Annotated in this window: 18 protein-coding genes and 3 pseudogenes; 12 read left to right on the top strand and 9 right to left on the bottom strand. The window is 60.9% G+C overall.

The genetic code is table 11. The annotated features are described in order from the left end of the window. Positions 1-42: 42 nt before the first annotated feature. Positions 43-1,032 carry a LysR substrate-binding domain-containing protein gene (locus tag ACVWW6_RS16510; RefSeq protein WP_456681051.1) on the top strand — a complete coding sequence of 330 codons (990 nt, stop codon included), beginning with the start codon at positions 43-45 and terminating at the stop codon, positions 1,030-1,032. Here the strand turns inward: ACVWW6_RS16510 and ACVWW6_RS16505 are convergent. Further along, a complete protein-coding gene (locus ACVWW6_RS16505) occupies positions 966-1,889 on the bottom strand; it encodes a ring-cleaving dioxygenase (protein ID WP_038965611.1) in 924 nt (307 codons plus the stop codon). The two genes, ACVWW6_RS16510 and ACVWW6_RS16505, sit on opposite strands and share 67 nt — an antisense overlap. On the opposite strand from ACVWW6_RS16505, the gene ACVWW6_RS16500 reads away from it, so the two are divergent. The 7 genes from ACVWW6_RS16500 (at position 1,880) to ACVWW6_RS16470 (ending at position 11,997) form a co-directional block, all read left to right on the top strand. Next, complete coding sequence (locus ACVWW6_RS16500) at positions 1,880-3,055, top strand: alpha/beta fold hydrolase (protein WP_271553858.1); 1,176 nt, start codon at positions 1,880-1,882, stop codon at positions 3,053-3,055. The genes ACVWW6_RS16505 and ACVWW6_RS16500 overlap by 10 nt on opposite strands. A 65-nt stretch (positions 3,056-3,120) precedes the next feature. Beyond that, a complete protein-coding gene (locus ACVWW6_RS16495) occupies positions 3,121-4,137 on the top strand; it encodes an MBL fold metallo-hydrolase (RefSeq protein ID WP_161533504.1) in 1,017 nt (338 codons plus the stop codon). A 75-nt stretch (positions 4,138-4,212) separates the two neighbouring features. Further along, on the top strand, positions 4,213-5,871 hold the full coding sequence (locus tag ACVWW6_RS16490; RefSeq protein WP_456681050.1) for an MFS transporter: 1,659 nt from the start codon (positions 4,213-4,215) through the stop codon (positions 5,869-5,871). Between the two features lie 619 nt (positions 5,872-6,490). After that, complete coding sequence (locus ACVWW6_RS16485) at positions 6,491-7,918, top strand: hypothetical protein (RefSeq protein WP_028174169.1); 1,428 nt, start codon at positions 6,491-6,493, stop codon at positions 7,916-7,918. A gap of 265 nt (positions 7,919-8,183) precedes the next feature. After that, positions 8,184-8,645 (top strand): hypothetical protein, encoded by a 462-nt coding sequence (locus tag ACVWW6_RS16480; RefSeq protein ID WP_011089707.1) that lies wholly within the window; start codon positions 8,184-8,186, stop codon positions 8,643-8,645. A gap of 146 nt (positions 8,646-8,791) precedes the next feature. Next, positions 8,792-10,528 (top strand): type I secretion system permease/ATPase, encoded by a 1,737-nt coding sequence (locus ACVWW6_RS16475; RefSeq protein ID WP_456683162.1) that lies wholly within the window; start codon positions 8,792-8,794, stop codon positions 10,526-10,528. Positions 10,529-10,578: 50 nt separating this feature from the next. Continuing rightward, the gene (locus tag ACVWW6_RS16470; RefSeq protein ID WP_231166645.1) at positions 10,579-11,997 is read left to right on the top strand and encodes an HlyD family type I secretion periplasmic adaptor subunit; all 1,419 of its coding nucleotides are present in this window, start codon (positions 10,579-10,581) and stop codon (positions 11,995-11,997) included. A 145-nt stretch (positions 11,998-12,142) separates the two neighbouring features. Here ACVWW6_RS16470 and ACVWW6_RS16465 read toward each other — a convergent pair whose 3' ends face one another. From ACVWW6_RS16465 to ACVWW6_RS16445, 5 genes and pseudogenes are all read right to left on the bottom strand, one after another. Further along, positions 12,143-12,928: a LuxR C-terminal-related transcriptional regulator gene (locus ACVWW6_RS16465; protein WP_456681049.1), complete on the bottom strand. Its 786-nt coding sequence runs from the start codon at positions 12,926-12,928 to the stop codon at positions 12,143-12,145. Positions 12,929-13,141: 213 nt separating this feature from the next. Continuing rightward, positions 13,142-13,726, bottom strand: a complete 585-nt coding sequence (locus ACVWW6_RS16460; RefSeq protein WP_456681048.1) for a hypothetical protein — start codon at positions 13,724-13,726, stop codon at positions 13,142-13,144. 701 nt (positions 13,727-14,427) lie between these two features. Then, positions 14,428-15,304: pseudogene (locus ACVWW6_RS16455) on the bottom strand (alpha/beta fold hydrolase). A 101-nt stretch (positions 15,305-15,405) separates the two neighbouring features. Continuing rightward, positions 15,406-15,860 (bottom strand): annotated as a pseudogene (locus tag ACVWW6_RS16450) (carboxymuconolactone decarboxylase family protein). Between the two features lie 23 nt (positions 15,861-15,883). Then, a pseudogene (locus ACVWW6_RS16445) lies at positions 15,884-16,300 on the bottom strand (cupin domain-containing protein). 90 nt (positions 16,301-16,390) lie between these two features. Here ACVWW6_RS16445 and pdxR point away from each other — a divergent pair. The 4 genes from pdxR (at position 16,391) to ACVWW6_RS16425 (ending at position 21,291) form a co-directional block, all read left to right on the top strand. Beyond that, positions 16,391-17,797 (top strand): MocR-like pyridoxine biosynthesis transcription factor PdxR, encoded by a 1,407-nt coding sequence (gene pdxR, locus ACVWW6_RS16440; protein ID WP_456681047.1) that lies wholly within the window; start codon positions 16,391-16,393, stop codon positions 17,795-17,797. Between the two features lie 552 nt (positions 17,798-18,349). After that, positions 18,350-18,664, top strand: a complete 315-nt coding sequence (locus ACVWW6_RS16435; RefSeq protein WP_011089716.1) for a co-chaperone GroES — start codon at positions 18,350-18,352, stop codon at positions 18,662-18,664. 71 nt (positions 18,665-18,735) lie between these two features. Further along, a complete protein-coding gene (gene groL / locus ACVWW6_RS16430) occupies positions 18,736-20,388 on the top strand; it encodes a chaperonin GroEL (RefSeq protein WP_011089717.1) in 1,653 nt (550 codons plus the stop codon). Between the two features lie 597 nt (positions 20,389-20,985). Further along, positions 20,986-21,291, top strand: a complete 306-nt coding sequence (locus ACVWW6_RS16425) for a hypothetical protein (protein ID WP_133415035.1) — start codon at positions 20,986-20,988, stop codon at positions 21,289-21,291. Positions 21,292-21,554: 263 nt separating this feature from the next. Here the strand turns inward: ACVWW6_RS16425 and ACVWW6_RS16420 are convergent, their stop codons facing one another. Genes ACVWW6_RS16420 through ACVWW6_RS16410 form a run of 3 tightly spaced genes read right to left on the bottom strand, consistent with a single transcriptional unit; the run spans position 21,555 to position 24,706 of the window. Further along, a complete protein-coding gene (locus ACVWW6_RS16420; RefSeq protein WP_456681046.1) occupies positions 21,555-22,787 on the bottom strand; it encodes an ABC transporter permease in 1,233 nt (410 codons plus the stop codon). Positions 22,788-22,811: 24 nt separating this feature from the next. Then, positions 22,812-23,507: an ABC transporter ATP-binding protein gene (locus tag ACVWW6_RS16415; protein WP_456681045.1), complete on the bottom strand. Its 696-nt coding sequence runs from the start codon at positions 23,505-23,507 to the stop codon at positions 22,812-22,814. Positions 23,508-23,533: 26 nt separating this feature from the next. Further along, positions 23,534-24,706 carry an efflux RND transporter periplasmic adaptor subunit gene (locus tag ACVWW6_RS16410; protein ID WP_456681044.1) on the bottom strand — a complete coding sequence of 391 codons (1,173 nt, stop codon included), beginning with the start codon at positions 24,704-24,706 and terminating at the stop codon, positions 23,534-23,536. Positions 24,707-24,753 lie beyond the last annotated feature (47 nt).

Raw genomic sequence — 24,753 nt, 5'->3', positions numbered from 1 at the left:
ATTCCACTTTATCTGTGAAACGGTTTCATAGATGGATACACGATGGATAATCGCATCGGGGAAATGCAGGTCTTCCTCCGTGTGGTGGAAGCCCAGAGCTATTCCGAGGCAGCCCGTCGACTGTTGATGACACCGTCAACCGTCAGCAAGCTCATCGGAAGGATCGAGGCGCGGCTCGGCGTCAGACTGTTCGAGCGTTCGACGCGGCGGCTGTCGCTGACGTCAGAGGGTCGGATGTACCACGACAAGAGTGTTGCACTGCTGGCCGAACTCGATGGCATCGAACGCGGCATTTCTCGGGGTGCAGCGGCGGCCGGCGGGACGATCCGGGTCAACACCACGGTGTCCTTCGGCATTCTCGGCCTCGAGCCTCTGCTCCCCGCCTTTTGGCAAGCACACCCTGAGATCGTGGTCGACATCTCGCTCTCCGACGAAATCGTCGACATGTACCTCGACCGGACCGATGTCGCCTTCCGGGTCGGGCCGTTGCAAGCCTCCGCGATGGTTGCCCGACGCATCGGGGTCGTCAAAAGAAGGATCGTCGCATCTCCAGACTACATAAATCGGCTAGGTGAGCCAAAAAGGGTTCAGGACCTTTCACGTCACAACTGCCTGGGATTCAATTTCCGGCGCTCTGCCCCGGTCTGGCCTCTGAAGGAGAGCGGGCGAATTGCCGACCGGGCAATCAGCGGCTCGCTGCTCGCAAACAACGCTCAAAGCCTGCGGCGAATGGCAATCGTGGGCATCGGCCTTGCAAGGCTCGCCGACTATCACGTCCGCGACGACATATCGGCTGGCCGCCTGGTCGAGGTTCTCAAGGGCACGGCAGGTGACGAGGAACAAATTCATGCGCTTTATCACGGTGGACCGCGGCTGCCCTTTCGCGTGAGAGCATTCCTTGACTTCATGTGCCCGCGACTGACCGATTTCATGGAAGGTCGGGCTCGCGATGGTCGACAGGCAGTTCAAGCGAGCGGAGGCAGGATCGCCGCCAGTTCGGCGCGACGCTCTTCGAGAAAGGCGGGAAGCTGAAGTTGCTGGCCGAGCTGCTCCGGCGCCTCGTCGACCGCAAAACCCGGGCCGTCGGTCGCGATCTCGAAAAGCACGCCGCAGGGGGCGCGGAAGCCGACCGCGTTCAGGTAGGTCCGCTCGATGGGATCGCTCACCACGATGCCGTACACCGACTGGAGTTTCTCGACCATCTCCGATCGATCGTCGAGATTGCTCGCGCGGAAGGCGACGTGCCGGATGGTGCCGCCGCCGAGGCGCCCCCGCGATGACTTTCCGATCATGCGCAAGGTGATCGTCCCGCCCGGACCGTCATGAGCCACGAAGCGCATGGCGCCGTTTCTCTGAGAGACCAGCTGGAAATCGAAAACCTTCTGGAGGATGTCGATGGTCTCATCCTCCTCGCGGACATTCAGCGTGACGCCATGAAGGCCGCGCAGCGCGAGATCGGCCTTGGAGTTTGGGTCCGCCTGCCCCGATCGTCCCTCCCATGTCTCGATCAGCGAGAGGGCCGTACCATCGGGATCCGAGAAACAGAGCGTACGCTCGCCGAAGGGCGACACCTCCGATCGATAGGGCACACCCGCAGAAGCGAGCCGATCGGCCCACCCGTCGAGTGAATCCCCTGCGACGCGGAAGGCGGTCTGCACCACCTCGCCGGCGCCGGTCAGCCCCGGCGTCACGCAATTCCAGGCCAGCGTGCTCATTACGGTGCCCGGATTTCCGACGTCGTCGCCGTAGTAGACGTGGTAACTGCCGGGGTCGTCATAGCAGACGGTCTTCTTGACCCGATTGAGCGACAGCACACCCGCGTAGAAGCCGCCGGCGCGCCGCACGTCGCCGATGATTGCTGTGACGTGATGAAGTCCCCGTGCGTTCACGCAGTTGCTGCCTGATCCTCGATCCCGAAGCCGTCCGTTCGGGGTACCATGTCCACCTCGCGGATCCTCGTTCTCCCTTGCGTTGCTGGTCGTTACGAACATGCAATCCCGAACATCGCCGCGCGTCTTGGACTTTTTCCCGATCTTGGAACCGCCGCCAGGGTAAAATTCGGTGCCCCAACCGACCGTTTCCGCAACTACAGCGACGCAATCGTGCAAAACGCCGTGACAACCTGCAATCAGTCCCCTCCGACTTGACCAAGGATCGTGCCCGGAAACCTCTTACTCCGGGCATGACATCGGTGACCACCATTCGTCGCGCAACCTGCCGAGCAAACGGCATCCGCCAGTTCTATCTGGAGGCTGGGGCCGGTCCTCCGATCGTGCTGTTGCACGGCTTCCCGGAGACCAGCTTCGCCTGGCGTTTCCAGATACCGGCGCTTGCCCCCCACTACCGGGTAATCGCGCCGGACCTGCGCGGATACGGCGAGACCGACAAACCGCCGAACGGCTACGACAAGAGGACGATGGCCAACGACATCGTCGAGCTCTTGAAGACACTCGGCGTGGGGCGCGTGGCACTGATCGGACACGATCGCGGCGCGCGGGTCGCGACCCGCCTGGTCAAGGACCACCCGGATCTGGTCGATCGCCTCGTCGTCATGGATAACGTTCCAACCCGCATCGTCGCGCGCGAGATGACTGCGAAAGTCGCCCGCGAATACTGGTTCTTCATGTTCCACCAGATCCCCGACCTGCCGGAGGCACTGATCGCGGGACGCGAGGACATCTGGCTTCGTCACTTCTTTTCCGACTGGTGCCACGACCCGATGACGATCTCCGGCGAGGCGTTCGAGACCTACGTGAAGTCCTACAGCGCGCCTGGCGCCGTACGGGGCGCGATGTCCGACTATCGCGCCAGCGCAGAAGACATCGCGCAGGATCTCGAGGACGCGGAGCAGAAGATCCGGTGTCCCGTGCTGTCCCTTTGGGGTGAAGACTTCGGCGCCGTCGGCCGTCTCTTCGACATGAAGGCGGTCTGGAGCGAGATGGCGGAAACCCTCTCGGTCGCCCCGATCGAACGTTGCGGCCATCTTCCGCAGGAAGAACAACCGGAAGCGGTCAACAAGCTTCTTCTCGATTTTCTGAAGGGCTGGAACGGATGAAATCCTCAACCGCACCATGTCATGCCGTCGACTGAACCGGGACACCTGGCGATGAGGAGACAAGGATGAAGCCGATCCGCACCGTCGCGATGTTGACATTCGTATCCCTGCTGTCTCACGGCCAGGTGCATGCCGGCGCTCCCCAGGTACGCACCCAGGCGCCGGGCTTCTATCGCATCATGCTCGGGCGCATGGAGATAACGGCCTTGCTCGACGGGACCCATCCGTTTCCAGTCCACGACGTGATGACCAGGAACGAGACGATGCCGGGCGGAGACCGGAAAGCCGTGAAGCTCGCGGAAAGCCATCCCGGTAGAGGGGATGCCGTGCTCGCCGCCTCCGATCTCGCAGCTCCCGTGGAAGGCTCGATCAATGCCTTCTTGGTCAACACGGGAGACAGGCTCATTCTGATCGACAGCGGCGCCGGCAGCCTCTATGGCGCATGTTGCGGGCACCTTCTCGAAAATCTGCGCGCGTCCGGATACAGACCGGAGCAGATCGACGAGATCTATCTCACGCACTTGCATGCCGATCACGTCGGCGGCATCGCTCCAGAAGGAAAGCCTGCGTTTGCCAATGCAACCATAAGGGTCAACCAGAAGGACCTCGACTACTGGCTCGACGCCAAGAACGAGAGTGAAGCTCCCAAATTCCTCAAGCCGATGTTCGAAGGCGATCGCGCCTCGTTGAAGCCCTACAGGGAATCCGGCCGGCTGAAGCCCTTCTCGGAAGGTCAGGAGCTTTCGCCGGGGATTCGTGCAATTCCTACTCCCGGGCACACCCCAGGACACACCTCGTACGAGGTCTCGAGCGGAGGGCAAACATTGCTTGTCTGGGGCGATCTCGTCCATGTTGCGCCGATCCAGTTTCCCGATCCCGCCGTGACCGTGACTTACGACAGCAATCCGCTGTCGGCGGAACTGGAACGCACGGCAGCCTTCGCTCGGGCCGCGCGGACGTCGACGTGGATCGCGGCGGCTCACATCGCCTTTCCTGGAATCGGACATATCCGCTCGGTCGATGGCCGGTTCGAGTGGCTACCGGCGAACTACACCACCGTGTTGAAACCGACGAACGACTGACGCGACGCTCGGATTCTCGAGCATTTTGATCCGACACCGCCAGCCTTGCGCGGGTTCGATGGTTTGAGTGAATCAATGCCCCTATCCAACGAAAAGCCGGATCCATCGTCGACGGTGCCCGACACTTCCCCGTGGATCGCGTTTCGGCACACCACGTTCACGGTTGTCTGGATTGCAACCGTCGTCGCCAACGTCGGCACCTGGATGTACAACGCTGCGTCCGGATGGCTGATGACCAGCCTCGATGCCAATCCCCTCACCGTCTCCCTGGTTCAGGTCGCGAGCAGCCTTCCGATGTTCCTGTTCGCGCTGCCGGCTGGCGCGCTGGCGGATACTGTCGACAAACGCCGTTTTCTGATTGGTTGTGAAATCGTCCTTACAATCATCGCGGCAGCAAGTGCGGTGCTCGTCGGGCTTAACCTCGTCACTCCGCCCATCCTTCTGCTGTTCACGTTTCTGCTCGGCGCCGGCGCTGCGTTCACCGCGCCCGCATGGCAGTCGGTTGTCCCTCAGCTTGTCCCGAGGCAAGACCTGGCCGCGGCCGTGGCCGGCAACGGCGTAGGCGTCAACATCAGCAGAGCCATCGGGCCGGCGCTGGGTGGCGCCGTCATCGGCGGGTTCGGCATCGCGGCCCCCTTCTGGATCAATGCTCTGAGCAATTTCGCCGTGATCGGAGCGCTCCTGTGGTGGCGCCCGGCGTCTTCGCAAGGCAGCGCGCTTCCACCGGAACGTCTCGCTGGCGCCATGGTGATCGGCTTCCGCCATGCGCGATTCAATCCGAAGCTTCGTGCGACACTCGTCAGGGCGGCGGCGTTCTTCTTCTTCGCGAGCGCCTATTGGGCACTGCTCCCCCTCGTGGCGCGCAATCAGATCGCGGGCGGTCCAGCACTCTACGGCATCTTGCTCGGAGCGATCGGCGTGGGTGCCGTCATCGGTGCGTTCATACTGCCCTGGATGAAGACAACCTTCGGGCCCAACGGGCTCGTTGCGGCCGGCACCGCCGGCACGGCGCTTAGTCTGATCCTCCTGGGCATCGCGCGTCACGCGGAGATCGGACTTGCGGCGTGCCTGATCGCCGGTATCTCATGGATCGGCGTCCTTGCGACGGTCAATGTCTCAGTTCAGGTCTCACTGCCGGACTGGGTGCGCGGCCGGGGGTTGGCGATCTTCGTCACCGTGTTCTTCGGCGCGATGACCGCTGGCAGCGCGCTCTGGGGTCAAATTGCCTCTGGACTCGGCTTGCCTACGGCGCACTTCCTAGCCGCTGCGGGCGCCGTCGCAGGAATCGCGTTGACCTGGCGCTGGAAGCTTCAAACCGGTGCAGGCATCGATCTTGCGCCCTCGATGCACTGGCCCTCACCTGTCTTGGCAATCGAGGCAGACGCTGACCGCGGGCCAGTCCTGATTACGGTCGAGTACCGCATCTCCGCGGAGCGCCGCGAAGCCTTCCTCGTCTCCATCAGAGACTTGGAGCAACAACGAAGGCGTGATGGCGCATATTCCTGGGACGTCTTCGAAGACGCCGCCGAGAGCGGACGCTTTCTGGAGACGTTTATGGTCGCGTCTTGGCTTGAGCACTTGCGGCAACACCAGCGCGTGACCAATACCGACAGGGCCGTTCAGGACGCCATCCGCAAATTCGGCGCCGCGGCCGAGCCCAAGGTCACCCATCTCATCGCCGCCAATTTTCGGCAAACCGGCTTAGGCACGCCCAGCAAACAGTCGTTGCTGTAGATGCTGATCTGCCGACGTTGGGGCGCTACCACCTAGCGTTAGAAATCGTACAAAATCGTAGTTTGGAGCGCAAAATCTGAGCCTTGGTAGCGGGTGACCGCTATCGTCCGCCTATCCTTGCGTCCCAAGCTCGGGCAAGTCGCCAACTTGAAGAGCACGCCGTAACGGCCGAGCGCGACCATCCCAAAACTGACTCTGCGTTGATTTGTCTTGATCTCCCAGTGCACACGACACCGACTACCCCCGACAGTTAGGACTTTTCCTAAGGTTAGATCGGTCCGCTCGTCTCAATTTGCCGCCCCACCTCGTGCATAGCTTGGTCGAGTACCCGGAACCCCGGTAGATTTCCTCGCGCGCATTCTTCTGCGCGTCATAGATCCTGATCTGGAGCATGGGAGAACACTTCTTTAGTTTTTCTCCACCTCCCTGGCGCAGTTACGAATTCCGCGCCAGCAAAGGCTGTAACCGCACCCGAACGGATGTAGCCGATGTTACGGGTGCCAGACGAAGCGCCATATCCGAACTGACGACTGGGCATTCGACCTTCCCAGGATGACATTCTGTCCGGAGTGCAGAACCCGTCTGATCGCGCGGAGCGATTGCGATGAGGGAGGCTACGATGGATTTTTCGCGGATGTCGGATGGAATCCGGCTGCATCACGCCTCTCTTCACCACGATGGGTACGATGGCGAGGACGAACAGAGCCCTGCGCCGAGTGCCCCGTTCGTGGCAGACGCGGTCGGCGGTGGCGCCCTAGTCCATCGTCCCGGCCCGTTTGCAGGTCCTGGAGCGCACCCCGCGAGCGCGAATACCCAGCATAATGACTCCGACCCGGTTCAATCCAAACATCCCACATCGGGGGTCGACACGGGCGGCCACGCCGGCGACCACGCTGCGGCGGGTCTGGATGCTCCGTCCACGAAGCCTGCTGCCGGCGCATCCTATCCCGGGATGAGCATTGCTTCGGTCGAGAGTGGGGCGAACACGGCCGGGAACGGCGGGGATGGCCACTTTTACGGAGGGATCATTCACGCGTCCCTGTTGGTCTATGAACCGATCAACATCTCCGTGAGCCTGGGATACGGCTCGGTCGCTCTAGCCAACCAATCCAACAATTTGAATGTCGATCAATCCGCTTTTCAGATGGCCGGCGTCGGCGGCCATGGCGGCAACGACAACATTGCAGCGGGTGGGAGCGTCAGTACGTCGTTGGGCGCCGGCGTGATCGCGAGCGGCGACAACGGCGCCGGAAATGGGGGCAGCGGTTATTTTTCGGGTGCGATAGTGGACGCTCCCGTGGTGATCTATCATCCGATCAATATTGCGATGGCGGGTTCGGGCGGCACTGCGCATGCAAGTCAATCGAACACGGTCGACATCGATCAATCGGCCACTCAGATCGCGGGCGTCGGCGGAAGTGGCGGAAATGCCAATGTGGCCGCCGGCGGCAGCGTTATCACGCTAGACCCCAGTTGGGGATCAAGCAACGGAGGGAGCATCTGGGACGTTCAAACGGGCGGAAGCCAGGCCGGCAATGGCGGCGACGGCGCGTTCTACGGCGGGCTCGTCCATACTTCCTTCGTACTGTACGACCCGATCAACATCGCAGTCGCGGGCTATGGCTCCAACGTTCATTCGGTCCAGACAAATGACGCCTACGTGGATCAATCCATAGTTCAGATCGCCGGCATTGGCGGACACGGCGGCAACGGCAACGCCGCGGCGGGCGGCCATGCAAGCCTTCTTTCCCATGGCTTGTGGGGCGGCTCCGACACGATCGCGACCGGTTCGAACGGCGCAGGCAATGGCGGCAACGGCTATTTTGTCGGCAGCCTGATCGATGTCAGCGTCGCGATCTATGCACCCATCAATATCGCAATCGCGGGTCCCCATTCGACAGCCCTAGCCGATCAGGTCAACAACGTGCACATCGACCAGAGTGCGGTCCAGATCGCCGGGCTTGGCGGGGACGGCGGCAACGGCAATCTCGCGCTGGGTGGCGATCTTTCCGCCCATCTTCTGTCGGATCTTCACCTGATGGGATAGCGAAACATCGCGCCGCTCGCACAAGCCCGATCGCGAGTTGCGTCGATACTCTGCGCATGCAAGCTCGCCCTGCGGACCCTCCCGGATGTTTCGAGCTCCGATGTTGTGCGACGAATGTCATACTTTCGTACGTAGGTCGACCAGACCGGATGGTGTCCGATTTGACATCTATCGCCATCGCGCTTGGGCGGATCAGACTTGCCGCGCGCGTCCGCCTGATCGGGATGGATGATGCACGAAAGCCAACAGAAAGCAGGAGGCTCAAATGTTGCCCAAAGCGATCAACATCTCGGACTCGATCGGATTCAAATCGATCAGCACCGGTGGTCAGAACGTCGGAAATGGCGGCGACGGCACCTTCAAGGGAGCCATCATCAGCAAGCCGACGCTCAACTTCGATCCAACCAACAAGGCGGAAGGTGCCGACGTGCACGTGAGCACCGGCGATCACGTCAATCAGACGGCAGACTGGGATGCCGGCGGCGCCAACGCGCAGGCCTCGTTGTTTTCGAAGGCCCATGGCGGAGACGCCCAGTCGAACGGAAGCCAGAAATCCTACAGCGGTTACGATACCTCCAAGGTATACGCCAATACGGATGCGACCCAGATCAACAAGCTCGCGGTGGACCAGCACCAAGAGGTCGTGGCCGGCATCGGCGGCAATGGCGGAGACGGTAACGCCGCGCTCGGCGGAGAAGTGAGCTTCCATCTCGATACTTCTTTCTGACCACCGGCTCGTCCGACTGGCAGGGACCGGTGGCCGCCGCCACCGGTCTGAAGTTCGAGCCAATACCCCGCCGATACGATACCGTTGGCAGACGACGTTGGCCATCGGTCAAGTGCACCGGACCTCGATTTCAGGCGGTGACGATCATGCTGATGCCGCCCATTCGGTTGCCCATCCTGCCGCAGGTCCGGACGCCACTGCACGCAGCCCTCCGGTCCTGTGTGGGACCACTGGGTCTCGTATTCGCATATAGTTGCAGCTACAACCTGCTTCTGTTTGCGCCCTCCATCTATCTTCTTCAGATCTACGACCGGGTGTTGTCGAGCCGGAGCGGCGAGACGTTGCTCCTGCTCACGCTCATTGTCGCGATCACGGTGCTCGTCGGCGGCGTCTTTGATGCATTGCGGCGCGCCGTCCTGGGACGCCTCGGCGCCTGGCTCGACGATCGCCTTCGTCCCTGCGTGATTTCGGCCGGCCTCGAATCGGCGCTTCGCAGCGATTGGACGCAAGCATCGGGCGCATATCGGGATCTCACCGTGCTGCGCCAGTTCGTCGAATCCGGCGCATGTCCGATGCTGTTCGACGCGCTCTGGGCGCCCTTGTTCCTCCTTGTCCTCGTTCTGATCCATCCCCTGCTCGGCGTGGTGGGCGCCTGCTGCGTCGCCTTCCTGTTCGCGCTCACGGTTGCCGGAGAGCTGGTCACGGAAGACGTTCTGCTCAGATCCGGCGCCGCGCTATCCAGAAGCTGCGGCCGCCTCCAGACTGCAGCGAGCAACATCCACATGATCCGCGCCATGGGAATGCTCGATAGCGCTGCGCGCATGATCCACCGTGACGCGCAGCACGCCCGCAGAGAGCACGATGTGGCACTCCGGCGAGGCGAGATCGTCTCACTGGCCGCCAAGCCGGTTCGCGCGCTGTCGCAGGTCCTGATCATGGGGGCTGCCGCATGGCTCGTCCTCGATCACGGGAAGAGTCCGGCAATCATCTTTGCTTCCACGCTGATGTTCAGCCGGGCGCTCGCGCCGGTCGAAAGTGCGGTCGCAGGCTGGAAATCGCTCGTGACGGCCGTGAGCGCTTGTCAGCGGCTCGGCGCACTTCTCGCCGCATTCCCCGTCGCCCGGCAGCAGAGCCCAGAGGTTTCTCCGCTGCAGGCGCGAAGCGGCCTCGTCGTCGACAATGTTGACGTGAGGCTTGCGGGGACCAACCATCTGCTCCTGAACGGCGTCTCGTTCAGCCTCATGCCCGGAGAATGCCTTGGCATCATCGGTCCGTCCGGGTCAGGCAAGTCCTTGCTCGGCCAGGTGATCGCCGGGCTGTCGATGCCAACGCATGGCCGTGTCGTCCTCGACAATACCGACGTCTCGCTGTTTCGCGAGGGCCTAAAAGGCGACCGCCTCGGATATCTCCCCCAGGACATCAACCTCCTCGGCGACACGATCAACGACATCATCGCACGCCTTGACGATGCCGATCGGCGGAAGGTCATCGAAGCGGCCAAGCTCGTCGGTATCCATGGGGCGATCATGCGCTTGCCGCTGGGTTACGACACGGTGGTTCAGAGTGAAGCAACCTTCTCGCGCGGGTATCGGCAGCGCCTCGGTCTTGCCCGCGCCTTTTTCGGCAGTCCACGCCTCATCGTTCTCGACGAACCCAACGCCAGCCTCGACTACGGGGGCGAGCGAATGCTCCTGGATGCCATCGAGCGCATGAAGCTCGCAGGCGTCATCCTTGTCGTCATCACTCACCGGATGGGTCTTCTCGCCGCCACGGACAAGATTGCCATCATGGAGGACGGTGCGGTCGCCGCGTTCGGCGACAGCGAGGACATCTTTGAACGGCACCTGAGCCGACCCCAGGTTACTTCACAGATAGCGCCATGATTTGGAACTCTCTCACCATCTGGAAACTTCCCGCCGTCTCGAGACTTCCCATGATCTGGGACCAGCTCGTGCGAGCGCCGGCGCCCCACCCACCCGCTCGGCGATTTGGCGTCGTGGTGACCGCAATCGACGATTTCGAGCCTCTGGAATTTCCATGGTGCTCGACGCCCACGCCGACCTCTCCGCGCGGAAGGCTTCGCGGCATCACCGTCGCGGGCAATCTGCTGGTGCTCTGCTTCATGCTGGGGCTTGGTACATGGGCGAGCCTCGCGCCTCTCGAAAGCGCCGCGATCGCGTCTGGCGTCCTGGAATCGGAATCGAGCCGCAAGACGATCCAGCATCTGGAAGGCGGTATCATCAGGAAGATCCTGGTTTCGGATGGCGATATCGTGCGCAGCGGCCAAACGCTGATCGCGCTGGACGACACCCGGGCCGGCTCGGAGATGCAAAGCCTCCAAGGTCAATTTTGGGATGCAGCTGCTCGTGCCGCACGGCTTCAAGCCGAGCAGCAGAGATTCGAGAGGATCGCAATCCCGGACGCGCTGGAACAGGACAGCAGGCAGAACGGAGTGGCCGCCGCTGCGGTGTCGGCGCAGCAGTTCATTTTTCAGGCACGCATGCAAGTTCACGAGTCGCAGCTTGCGGTCATTCGCGAACGAAGGCATCAAGTCGAGAAGGAGATCGAAGGTCTCAAGGCTCAGGAAACCGCCACCGGGCAGCGGGTCGAAATCGTTCGGGAGGAACTGGATATGGTCGCGACCCTCGTCAACAAGGGGCTCGAACGGCGGCCGCGGCTTCTGAACCTGCAGCGGGAGCTGGCCGACGTCGAGGGCCGCCGCGGCGAGATCGCCGCGCAGATTGCCCGCGCCGGGCAGGTCATCAGCGAACAGCAGGCCACATTGTTCAAGCTCGAGAGCGAGAGGCAGAACGAGATCGCACAGTCGCTTCGTGAAGCACAGAACCAGATATTCCAGCTCCGCGAGCGGTTGCTTGCGGCCAGGGATCAGCTATCGCGAACGGAGGTCAAGGCGCCCGAGGACGGCGTGATAACCGATCTGCGGGTTCATACAGCCGGCGGTGTCATCGGAGCAGGTGCTCCGCTCATGGACCTAGTGCCCCGGCAAGACCGTCTCATCGTAACCGCGCGCCTGAGGCCCGAGGACATCGATGTGGTTCATCCCGGCCTCAGTGCCGAGGTTCACCTCGTACCGTACAATCAGCGTCGCGTGCCTCGCCTGAAGGGAACCGTCGTGCACATATCCGCAGACCGGCTCCTCGACAAGCGTACCGACCAGCCATACTACGCGACAAAGATCCGGATCGACGATGGGCAGATCGCGGCAAACGACATCCAGATCGTCCCCGGCATGCCGGTTCAAGTGTTCATCACGACCGGGCGAGGCACCGTGGCTCTCTACGCGCTCAGGCCCCTGCTCGACAGCTTCCGTGGTGCATTCAGAGAGGACTAAAGCGCGATGAGATTGGGATGAATCGTCATCGCGCTTTAGGTTGTTGTTGGAGCATGATCTCCACGCAAACGCGTTCCGCGTTTGTCGCGAGGGAGAACCGCTGCGCACCTTGCGTTAACGCGGCCCTCCGGGTCCGGATCATGCTTTAGGTCTCCGGCATTAGAGCCGCACCGGGGTCGTGATCGCGACTCTGCGCGGGCAACCGGCCGCGCCAGCGGAGGACGGCTTCCGTGCGATTGTGCGCAGCACATTTCCTCATGATATGCTGAATGTGCATTTTGACTGTGCTTTCCGAGAGGCCCAATTTGGCGGCGATCAGCTTGTTGGGCAGGCCGAGCTCCAGTTCCGCCAGAACCTGTTGCTCACGAGGCGTGAGATCGGTCACGCTCCTCCTGTCGATAGCCACTCTGGCTCCCTCGTTAATCAGATATGCGGGCACAAGCCCGCGCGCATCCGGTGGCTCGAAATCCGTTATCCTGTTCATCCCGGCCACGGGCAACGGCCTGTAGGCGCCGCCGACAAGAACAAGGCGCAGGCCTGCTATGGCGATCTCGATCGGTAGCGAGGTGGAAAGAAAGCCGCGCACGCCCCGCTGCATCGCGGCCTGCACGGTCGGTTCGTCGTCATGATTTGAGAGGACAACAGTGGCGGCGTTGGGACAACACTCCGCAACGAAGGCGAGATCGTCCTCAACCGAGGGATCGCCGATGGGCTTGTCCGCGATACTCAGCATCACCAGACGAACATCGCGGGCAGACGTGCAGTCCAGGCCTTGGACCGTTGCCATGTCAAGGATCTCAAATTCGTCCAACTCCCTCCTGAGGACGTGCAGAATGCATGTACGAGGCAACACGAGCGGCTCGATGATCACCAGAACCGGCAAGTGAAGCGATTCATTGAGCCGCTTTGACGTGTTGATTATGTCGTGCATGATGCCCTCGAGATGAAACGAATTTCCGCTATATTCCCATTCCGTATTGCGTCTCCCGTGCTGCTGCGTTCATCCTGAATGCATCATCACGAGAGCGGCGCAGTGCCGCCGTTAGTGCCGCATCCACTGCGGGATCACTTGACACCTGGGTGGAAATTCTTTCCGCTCAAATCATTTTGGCGTGTACCGCGCGGTGGCGCAGTCGACGCATCCCTAATTGCAGATATTTCGATACGCCGTTGAGGCCGCCGACCCTGACCTACCGTCGACGACGTATGCTTCATCCTCCTTCACGAGATACAGAAACGGCCGCTCTCCAGTCTCGCCGCCTGACGCGCTTCTTCCTTTCACGCGCCCGCAAATCGTATCCACGCGGCGTCCAAGCATGTTCTTTCGCATTGCGCGCTTCACGTCGCTGAGTTCGACCGTCTCCGGATCCCCCATCTGCGTCGCGATCGCAACCTTCGCCTTGTCCAGAGCACGATCCGACATTTCCGCGGTCCGTTCCGGTGCCGGGACGCTGATCCTCGTCCGCGGGGACGCCGCTTTGGCAAGATCGGTCGATCCGCGTTTCTTCGGAGTTGATGTCTTGCCGGGCCTTGCCTGCGTTGCGGAATTCGATCTGACAACCGCAGGCTCTGGCGCCAACGCAGTCGGCATTGGCTGCGCGGGTTGGGCGACAGCGCCCCTGTCGAAACAGGGTCGTGACGCGCACCCGAGGAAATACCCCCGGGACGGCGCGAACCAGCCAAAGCCGATCAGGACTCCTGCCAGCACTCCGACAAATAGCAGTCCCATCCGATTCCCCTCCTCGGGAGCTCGGCTCGCACTCGTAACTAGGACTAATTCCGCGCTGGTGATCTATCTGTTGCGCAAAAGCATTAAGCGCCCATTAAGCGCGCGCCGTTGTCCGGCCCATGCCTGGATGGACGGATTAGATCGGACTCCAGACCCGTGCCGCGATGATCGCAAAAGGCCAATCGTGAAAGCAATCATGGCCGATTTGGTCCGCTCTCGGACCATTCTGCAACTTGCGAGTTCGTCCGAAGGTTTGCACCACCAAACGCTGCCAATCGCCGACTTAGGGCCTTCAGGCAAGTTTCGGAGCACGCACCAGCGCTTCGTACCAGAACCGGCGTCAACGAAACGCAACGAAAGCACTTGGACCCGAACAAAACCGCAGGAGATCAACGGATCTGACCAATCTTCGGCCGCTCATAACGATCTGGTTGCAGGTTCGAGTCCTGCCGGGCCCACCACCGTGATCAATAGCTTACCTCGTTCTCGGTGCCTGCAGTGACACCGCCGTACCAGAAACCGCACCAGATACATCCACTTTTCGTTCGCGCGCAGCTCGTGAGCATGTCAGGCAAGCTCGATTGCTGATGAGTGATGCGACATGCATTCACGAACCCTGCCTTTACGGCCGACGGAAGCGGTCTCTACATTTGGTGATCGAAGCTCATCGGCGCAGGGCGCGGAGATAGACCCCTGCGCAGTCATCGAAATGAGGCACGAACCTCATCGACGGTTTGCTTCGGATCCTGGAGGTGAGGAAAGTGCCCAATACCGGGAAGAATCGCGAGTTCGGCGTGGACTCTTTCGGCGAATTCTGCGCCCATCTCCTTCTTGATGTAGAGGTCTTTCTCGCCCCAAACTACCTTCACCGGCGTTTTAAGCCGGGCGAGTTGCGATTCGAAACGGTCCTGGTCCCGCGTAAAGTACGAGTAATAGTGGGAGAAAGCGTCTACCGTCGTCATGGCGCCCTGGCTCCATCCGCGGGACATGTCGTCCCTGAATTCCTCCGTAACTTCGAATTGCGCTTCCTTGGGCAAGCCTCTTGTGAAGGTGTTTGCGAGGATCTCGTCGCGATTCCTGTTCATGTTGGCGCGGATCTGATCCATTGCAGGCCCCGCCTTCAGGCCTTGCAGGCTCTCATACATGAACTGGGGCCTGTCAAAACGGGGCGAAGTCGCCAACGATAATTGTCCTTGCGATATCAGGTTTTTCCACCGCCAGCAGGAGTGCCGGTAGCGCTCCGATGTCGGTCGCGTAGATCGTGAGCCTCGAGGTGTCGATGCCTGTTTTCACGATGTACTGATCCAGAATATGCGCGTAGTCCTTCGGCGAATAGGAGAACCTGTCGACCGCTGGCCTCGATGAAAGACCGTAGCCCGGCCAGTCGAAAGCGTGGACGTCGTAGTCATCGGCGAGAGCCGCGGCAATATCCTTCCAGGCGTACAGGGTCTCCGGAAACCCGTGCAGGAAGAGAACAGTCCCCTTCCGCCCCGGGTTACGCAAAACCATCCTTCTGAGCGCGATATCTTCGTTGATCTGGAAAAAGTCGATCGCGCTGTCGTTGATCCGGTGTGACATGATGTGTGTCCTTTCGTCCTGTTACCTGATCAGCGTGCAGGCAGAAGTGATCTGGAGGCTGAACGAAGCTCGGCGGAGAAGAGTTCCGGCACCTCCAAGGCTTACTGTCCGAGTACGGCCTGCGGCGTGTTCCGAAAGCTGATTGCAATACGATTGTAGGCGTTCATCAAGCCAACTGCGATCGTCAGATCCACAAGTTCTCGCTCGCCGAACACGGCGCGGGCAGCCTGATAGGCTTCATCCGGCACATTGGTCTCCGCGACGCGCGTCACGTTTCGGCCCACGCAAGGGCGGCGCGCTCGCGCTCGTCGAAGAGGTTACCGGCTTCCCTCCACGCCTGTACCAGCGCCAGCTTTTCGATCTTCACTCCCTTCTTGAGCAGGTCGCGCGTGTGCGAGTCGAGACAATACGCGCAGTTGTTGATCTGTGAAATTCGCAGGTAGACCAGGTCGACCAGCGCGGGTGGAAGGTTGCTCTGCATTATGTAACCGTAGACGCCGCCGAGCGCTTTCACGCCTGTCGGTGCAATCTGATTGTAGTCGAGACGCTTGCTCATTTTTTGCTCCTTGATGACAAGTGTTATTTGATCGGGGTAGTCAGTTCCCTGTCGTCGGTATCAACGACGAACACGGCGAGCAGCCTTGCTGGCCTGGTCTTGCTGGCATTGCGGCTGATGGAATGGCGCGAGCCTGGCGTCTCGTAAAAACTTTCGCCGGCGCGGTAGACCCGCCTGGGTCCGTCATTCACCTAGGACTCGATTTCTCCCGACAGAACGTAGCCGAAGATGAAAGCCGACTTGGCGTGGATGTGCGGAGCTGACGCCCCGCCCGGCGTATAGTCGACGATCATGGCCTTCAGTGACTTGCCGGGAATGTTGGGGATCATCTGTTGAAAGCGCGGCGTGACCGTTTCGCCGCCGCCATGGGCGACGGCAGGCGTTGCAGTGGCGATGGCAACGGCAGCGAAAGCCGCGCCAAAGATGAATCGTATTTTCATGGTGGTGTTCTCCTTTGTCCCGCATAGGTGCGGCTGCTCTGGTCCGAAAAAAAGCACCAAGAACGCACAAAAATCGTGTACCAAGGGGGCATGACCAAGCCGCTGCGGCTGGAGCTTGATCGATCTGCGAAGACGCCCCTGGCCGAGCAGATCCGCAAAGGCATCAGGGCCGCCATCGAGAACGGCGTGCTCGCTCCGGGAGCGCGTCTGCCCTCCTGGCAGGACCTGGCAGCCCAACTCGGTGTCGCTCGAGGCACGGTGCGATCGGCGTACGAAAAGCTGTCCGCTGCTCAACTCATCGTCGCTTCCCGCGCGGCCGGAACGCATGTCGCGGATCGTCCTTCCATTGCTGCTCGACAGGAAGAAACAGCCGATCCCGGCTCGTTCATGGAGATGTATCGGGAGCTCACTGCGGGGCCGGCGATTTTCCAGATGGGCGTGCCCGCGCATGAAACTTTCCCCGCCAAGCTCGTCGCCCGGATTCGTTCGTCCGCTATTCGCGTGGAAATGAGTGGGCCGGCGATATATCCGGACGCTCGTGGTGAGCTGGAACTACGGCGGGAGATCGCGGCGTATCTTGCTATCGCGCGTGGTATCGAGTGTACAGCTTCCCAGATCATCATCACCGGCGGCTACTGCAGCGGCTTGGGACTGGCGCTCCGTGTGCTCGGCCTCGAACGGAGAAGAGTCTGGATGAAGGGTCCAGGCTTCCCAATCACCCGGCATGGCCTGGAGCTCGCAGGATTGTCGCTCGCCCCAATCCCGGTTGATGCGGACGGCATTGATGTCAGTTATGGCCTGAACCATGAGCCCGATGCGGCGCTGGTTGTTGTAACTCCAGGGCAGCAGGCGCCGCTCGGGTGCACGTTGTCGCTGGAGAGGCGCTTGCGCCTTCTCGACTGGGCCGCTCAGAAAGGGGCGTGGGTGATCGAGGATGACTATCTGAGCGAGCTTCAACTGAAGGGTCGGGCCACACCGGCACTTGCCTCGCTCGATCGCGCCGGGCGCGTCATCCACATCGGATCTTTCAGCAAGACTCTGACCCCCACCCTGCGGCTGGGCTTTCTGGTCGCTCCTCCGTCGCTGACGTCTCAGTTCGCCGAGGTCGCGGCGTGTCTCGCGCCGGCGCCTGGGCCGTCTGTGCAACTCGCGACTGCGAAATTCATGCGTGACGGCCACTATATGCGGCATCTTCGACGTACGAAGCGTGTCTATGCAGCGCGAGGCGACGCGTTGCTAAAGACCCTTCGCCCACGCGCCAAGGACATAACGATCGCTGGATTGGCGGTGCTAATGCAATTGCCGGACGGGACACCAGACCTCTCCATCGCCAGGGAAATGCTGTCGTTCGGATTGGCGCCTGCTCCACTATCGCCCTGGTATGCAGAGGCAGCTTCCGCACGATCCGGTTTGCTGCTAGGCATCGCGACAGCTCCTAACAAGCGTCTCGCGGCGTCTTGCGACCGCCTCCTTGGGATCATCGATCGTCTTATGTGACGAACGCAGAGGCAGGGCGCTCGCGAGGACAACGCTCATAAGGTACGTCGTGGCCTTGCTGGAAGAGTCAAGCAGGGTTTGGCTGCAGGACTGGCGAAGGGAGAGAATCTAGAAAGAAAGTTCCTCTTCCGCTGCATCCCAGGTGCTCTGGGTAGGCGAGAGGGACAAGATTTGCCGGCCTCTCCGCGTACCGCCGCGGGTCTAGACTGCCGTTGGACGCGGCATCATTGTACCCGAACAGGCTAATCCAGACGCGCGCAACCCTGCCCGGCTAGCCATTTGGATGGCAAAGCCAAACAACAACCTGGGCAGACGGTACAAGCCCGCCTAAAGTTTCCTCAGCGGCTTCCTCCGACCAGCCCAGACTTGATTCCAGGGGCTCCTTTAGGTGGCTCTGAATGGGCCCTCCGCGGACCGGTGAGGACGACGGATTTTCGAAATCCTTCGCGGCTTTGTCTTGTTTGCCGACCAAGCCGGCTTATTTTCGGAGCGGTCAGCACTCGCTAGCTTCGACTGCTATTTCAAAAAGCGACTAGAAGATAGGAGGAGAGCATGAAATTCCGTCCGCTTCACGACCGGGTCGTGGTCAAGCGCATCGACGCGGAAGAGAAGACCGCTGGCGGCATCATCATTCCCGACACGGTCAAGGAGAAACCCTCCCAAGGTGAAGTCATCGCCGTTGGCCCCGGCGGTCGTGACGAAAGCGGCAAGCTGATCCCGATCGACGTCCGGGTCGGTGACCGCGTATTGTTCGGCAAGTGGTCCGGCACCGAAGTCAAGATCGACACCCAGGAGCTGTTGATCATGAAGGAGAGCGACATCATGGGCGTTCTCGCCGACGTGTCTTCCAAGAAGAAGGCCGCCTAGTCCACCGCTCAAGCGCCTGTCGAGCGCCTCATCAAGGGTGAAACCAAGTCAAAAACTCAGGGAAACCCACTATGTCAGCAAAAGAAGTCAAATTCGGAGTCGATGCCCGCGACCGCATGCTGCGCGGTGTCGACATCCTCCACAATGCGGTAAAAGTGACGCTCGGACCGAAGGGCCGCAACGTCGTCCTCGACAAGTCGTTCGGCGCTCCCCGTATTACCAAGGATGGCGTCACCGTCGCCAAGGAGATCGAGCTCGAGGACAAGTTCGAGAACATGGGCGCCCAGATGGTGCGCGAAGTCGCCTCCAAGTCCGCAGACGCGGCTGGCGACGGCACCACCACCGCGACCGTGCTCGCCGCTGCGATCGTCCGTGAAGGCGCCAAGTCGGTTGCCGCCGGCATGAACCCGATGGATCTGAAGCGCGGTATCGACATGGCTGTGGAAGCCGTGGTCGCCGACCTCGTCAAAAACTCCAAGAAGGTCACCTCGAACGAGGAAATCGCCCAGGTCGGCACGATTTCAGCCAATGGCGATGCGGAGATCGGCAAGTTCATCTCCGACGCCATGAAGAAGGTCGGCAACGAGGGTGTCATCACCGTTGAGGAAGCCAAGTCGCTCGAGACCGAACTCGAAGTTGTCGAGGGCATGCAGTTCGACCGCGGCTATATCTCGCCCTACTTCGTCACCAACGCCGATAAGATGCGCGTTGAAATGGATGATGCCTACGTCCTGATTAATGAGAAAAAGCTATCTCAGTTGAATGAACTACTTCCCTTGTTGGAAGCCGTGGTGCAGAGCGGCAAGCCGCTTGTGATTATCGCCGAAGACGTCGAAGGCGAAGCGCTCGCCACCCTCGTCGTCAACCGTCTCCGCGGCGGCCTGAAGGTCGCGGCCGTCAAGGCTCCGGGCTTCGGCGATCGCCGCAAGGCCATGCTCCAGGACATCGCGATCCTAACCGGCGGCCAGGCGATCTCGGAAGACCTCGGCATCAAGCTCGAGAACGTCACGCTCAATATGCTCGGTCGCGCCAAGAAGGTGATGATCGACAAGGAGAACACCACGATCGTCAGCGGCGCCGGCAAGAAGGCCGACATCGAAGCGCGCGTGGCGCAAATCAAGGCGCAGATCGAGGAGACCACCTCGGACTACGACCGTGAGAAGCTGCAGGAGCGTCTTGCCAAGCTCGCGGGCGGCGTCGCGGTGATCCGCGTCGGCGGCGCGACTGAGGTCGAGGTGAAGGAGCGCAAGGATCGCGTGGACGATGCGATGCATGCGACCCGCGCGGCGGTTGAAGAAGGCATCCTGCCAGGCGGCGGCGTTGCGCTACTGCGTGCCTCCGAGCACCTCAAGGGCATTCGCACCAAAAATGACGACCAGAAGACCGGGGTCGAGATCGTGCGCAAGGCGTTGTCCTACCCGGCCCGCCAGATCGCAATCAACGCGGGCGAGGACGGCTCGGTCATCGTCGGCAAGATCCTCGAAAAGGATCAGTACTCGTACGGCTACGACTCGCAGACCGGCGAATACGGCAACCTGGTCTCCAAGGGTATCATCGATCCGACTAAGGTGGTTCGAGTGGCGATCCAGAACGCGGCGTCCGTCGCAGCGCTCCTGATCACCACCGAAGCTATGGTGGCGGAAGTGCCGAAGAAGAACACCGGTGCGGGCGGCATGCCTCCGGGCGGCGGCGGCATGGGTGGCATGGGGGGTATGGACTTCTAAATCCGACATTCAGAGCTCAACAATAAGGCTCGGCAGCGACGCCGAGCCTTTGCTGATTTCCTAGCGGTCAGCCGCGGTCCAACACTTGCGCACCGTATTGCGCGAGCGCGTCGAAGCCTGCGCCGCCGACGAGTTCGAGGGGGAAACCGCCCGGAATCATCCTGAGGAGCCTCCATTCCCGAAAACAGCGACCGACGCTCGCCGCCCAAAATAAAGAGATTGCCAATCATACCAGGACGACGCGCCTCGCGAAGAGTCCAATCGCGGCGATCGTGCACGGGCAGCTTCTCAGCTCTGTGAACCGGTGCGACCGGCCCCGATCCGCCATCTTTTCCCAACCACGTCGCCGTAAGTTCGCTCTTGGACAGACTGCCTCAACGGGTCCGTCTCAAACTAACGATGTTTCATATCTGGCGATTGCCAAGCGGCGCGCCCCGGCAGCCCTTTAGGGTTGAAGGCCACGGGGTATTTTCGCATTTAGGTTGCGATATTTTCCCGGTCCGATGCGACAGGATTCCTTGCGTTGTTGGGACACACAAAGCCAGCTAGTATTCTTCAATTGACTTGCTGAATGCTGTTTCCAGTCGGAGTATTTCCATGGCTAGGCGAGCAGTATCCCGTGATGATTTTAAAGGCTTGTTCGCGCTCTTTGCATTCGCGGCGCAACACAACGAAAACCACCACGGTGCGTCTCGGCTGCTCCACCTGTTCATGTCCAGCCGATATATTCCTGATGACCTTCTCGATCTATGGTCAGAGTGCGCCGAGGCAACTGGTCCTGAAACTATAGGCGAACAACTCTGCCTGCGCGCTCACGCGGTGGCTGACGGCAGTTCGAGCTACGACCATGCCAGCGCATTTCTGCACGCGTTGCTCAAAGCGCTCGATCAAACACAGCACTGAGCCTTCGTCGACCACTTGCTGACCCTGCGCCTTATCGCTCCGAACGACTACACCGTTCACGACGACGGCAGCCGCGTTCGGCCGCATCCGAGATGATCAGTCTGCTTAGCCCCTAGAAGCAGACCAGGTACAGACGGCCCAGTACGGACGCGAAGAGCCACTCCAGACGTCATTGGCATGGCGCAGACCTGATCATCGCCATGTATTGTGCGCGAGCCGAGAGTGGTGCGCCACGGACGTTTAGCTGCGTCGAGCGTTACCGCTTACACGGACCTTAGTAGCGCCGCCGGATCCAAACGCGCCGCCCGCTGAGCGGGTAGCAGACCGAAGATAATGCCGATGAGACTGGAGCAGGCGATCGCGATCAGCGCCATCCGTTCGTTGAATTCAGTTGGCCAACCTAGCGCGGCGGGAACAACGCGCGCGCATGCGTAGCCAACGGCCAGTCCCAACAGGCCGCCGATCGTGCATAGGAGCACCGCTTCGAACAGAAACTGTCGACGGATGTCCTGCGGTCGGGCGCCGAATGCCAGTCGAATGCCTATTTCATTAATCCGTTCGGTCACCGACACGAGCATGATGTTCATCACCCCAATGCCGCCGACTAGCAATGAGATTCCTGCAAGCGTGGACACCAGCAACGTGAACTGGCGATAGGCTCGGTCACGCATCTGGGCGACCTGAATGAGGTTCTGAATTCGAAAATCGTCGGCCTTGCGCCCGACGATCTTGTGACGTTGCCGCAGGACGCGCGCAATCGCGGTTTCTGCCGCGGGCATTGACTGAGCGGATTCGGTTTTCACCAAAATCGAATGCACGGCATCGGGATTGGCCTGACTGCGTCCAATGGCGAAGATTCTCGCCGACGACAGCGGAATGAACATGACGTCATCCTGATCTCGCCCCGTGAAATCCTGCCCCTTCTCGGCAAGCGTTCCGATCACGAGATAGGACGAGCGTTCAATACGGACAAAACGGCCAAGTGGATCACTGTCCCGGAACAGCTCACGCGCCACGGTACGACCAATGACGGCTATTTTTGCGGCCGATGCGACTTGGTCATCGTTGAAAAGCTGACCTTCCGCAAGCCTCCACCCGCGCGCTTCAAAAAAAACGGGCGTCACACCGGCAACAAGTGTCGACCAGTTCAGGTCTCCTGATATCGTCGTCTTCTGCTCGCCGACGAACGGTGCCGCGATAACAACATCGGGCACTTCGCGGGCGACAGCGATTGCATCGCCCGCCGTGAGCGAAAGGATGGTGCCCGCCTGCTGTCGTACGCCCTGCGCGACTTGCGCGCCAGGTTGCACGAGCAGCAGATTCGATCCAAGCGAGGTGATCTGTCTCGAAACCTCGGCACGGGCTCCCTCCGCCACCGCGACCACGATCAGGACGGCCGCAATGCCGATGACAATGCCGGTCACTGCGAGAATGGAGCGCAGTATGTGCACACGCACAGACCGAAACGCGAGATAGATATAACTGAATGATCGCATTGAACTCTCACGCCGGTCAAACGCTCATGAGGTAGCATCACATCCCTGGTCGCCGACAATTGCGCCGTCCCGTAGCTTGATCCTTCGCCACGCATACGCCGCGACCTCAGGATCATGGGTTACAAGCACGACCGTGAGGCCGGCGCGCTGCAATTCGCCAAGAAGCGCTAGAATGGACGAGCGCGTGCTGGTGTCCAGTGCGCCAGTCGGTTCGTCGGCCAGGAGAAGGTCGGGACCGTTGACGATCGCCCGCGCGACGGCAACACGTTGCTGCTCACCTCCAGAAAGCTGGGCAGGCACATGGTGCATTCGCCCGCCCAGCCCCACCTGCTCGAGCGCAGCGCGTGCCCTCGCGATCGGATTCCGCAGCGGCTCGCGCCGATAGAATAGCGGCAAGCCGACATTCTCGAGCGCGGTCAGCCGGGGTAGCAAGTTGAAGTTTTGAAAGATGAACCCGATGCGCCGGTTTCGCAGTTCGCTCAAGTGTCCCTTCGACTGCACGAATATATCTTCGCCATCGAAAAAATAGCGGCCGCGTGAGGGATGATCAAGGCAGCCGAGGATCGAAAGCAACGTCGATTTTCCAGATCCCGATGGGCCCATGACCGCAACGAACTCTCCGCGATCAATTTTCAGGCTTACGTCGGACAATGCGCGAACCTTTTGGTCACCGAACCGGTGTTGCTTGTGGATATGGTCGAGGGTGACGAGCGATCGCATGCGCTAACCGGCCAAGCGGCTCCAATCTAACGTTTGCTCCGATAACCGACGGCAACCTGTTCGCCCATTTTGAGATCTGGCGACCGGATCTCAGTGAGCGAATCTCCGGTAGCGCCCAGTGACACGGTGGCGGCAGCCAAATGACCCGATTTCGTGCGGACCCAGATCACGCCCTGACCGGGTGCAGGGTTGCTTCCGCCGTCTCGGGTCGGACGAAAACTCAGCGCGGCGTTGGGAACCACCATCGCGTCTTGATGCTCCTGAACCAGGATGCGGACGTCGGCCGTCATTCCCGGAAGCAGAAAAGCGTCTGGATTGGGCGCCGAAATCATCACGGTGTAGGTCACGACGTTTTGCACCATCCGCGCAGCCTTCCGAATCTCGCGCACGCGCCCCTCGAATACGCGGCCCGGATACGAATCCACGCCGAAGAAAACGCGCTGCCCGGTTCGCACCGCGCCGATATCAGCCTCGCTGACGAATGCATTTACGCGCATGTCCGAAAGATCACGCGCGATGGTGAAGATCGTCGGCGCCTGCAGGCTCGCAGCCAGCGTCTGGCCAAGCTCGACGCTGCGCCGAATCACGACCCCGTCGATCGGTGACTTGATGGTGCTTCTTTCGAGGTCAAGTCGAGCCCGTTCCAGAGAAGCGCGCGCAGCCATTACCCCGGCCGCGCGTATCTGCTCGCGCGCCTTGGCCGCGGACAATTCCGCGGCGAACGCCCGAGCCGTCATCTGTGCTCGCTCGGCGTCGCGCTGGGAAACACTGCCGTTCTTGCTGAGCGCAGCCTTGATCTGAAGCTCCCGCAAAGCGTCATCGTGGCGTGCCTGTGCGCCCTCGATGGCTGCCTTGGCCTCTTCCTGTTGTGCCAACGCGACCGCGAGCGCAGCCTCCGTTTCCTTGAGCAAGACTTCAAAGGTCGCGCTGTCAAGCGCCGCAAGCGGCTCGCCGGCGCGTACGCGGGAATTGTGGTCAGCCATGAGTCTGGCGACCTGACCCGACAGCTGTGAGCTGACCTCGACGGTGTCGACGGCTTCGAGCGTTCCGGCAGCAGTGACGTTCTGAACAACGTTATCGCGCGTGATGCTGACGTAGCGCAGATTGTCATGATTATCCCCAATTGCGGAGACCGGGCTATCCGGTGCCCACAACGGATACGCAACAGCAATCGCAACGCCTCCCAGTGTTGCGCGCATCAGAAGTTTTCGATGTAAACTCAGTTGATTATCCGTGCGAATGATAG

The organism is Bradyrhizobium sp. USDA 3311, from assembly GCF_054062495.1.
This window is presented reverse-complemented; position numbering and strand designations above follow the sequence as displayed.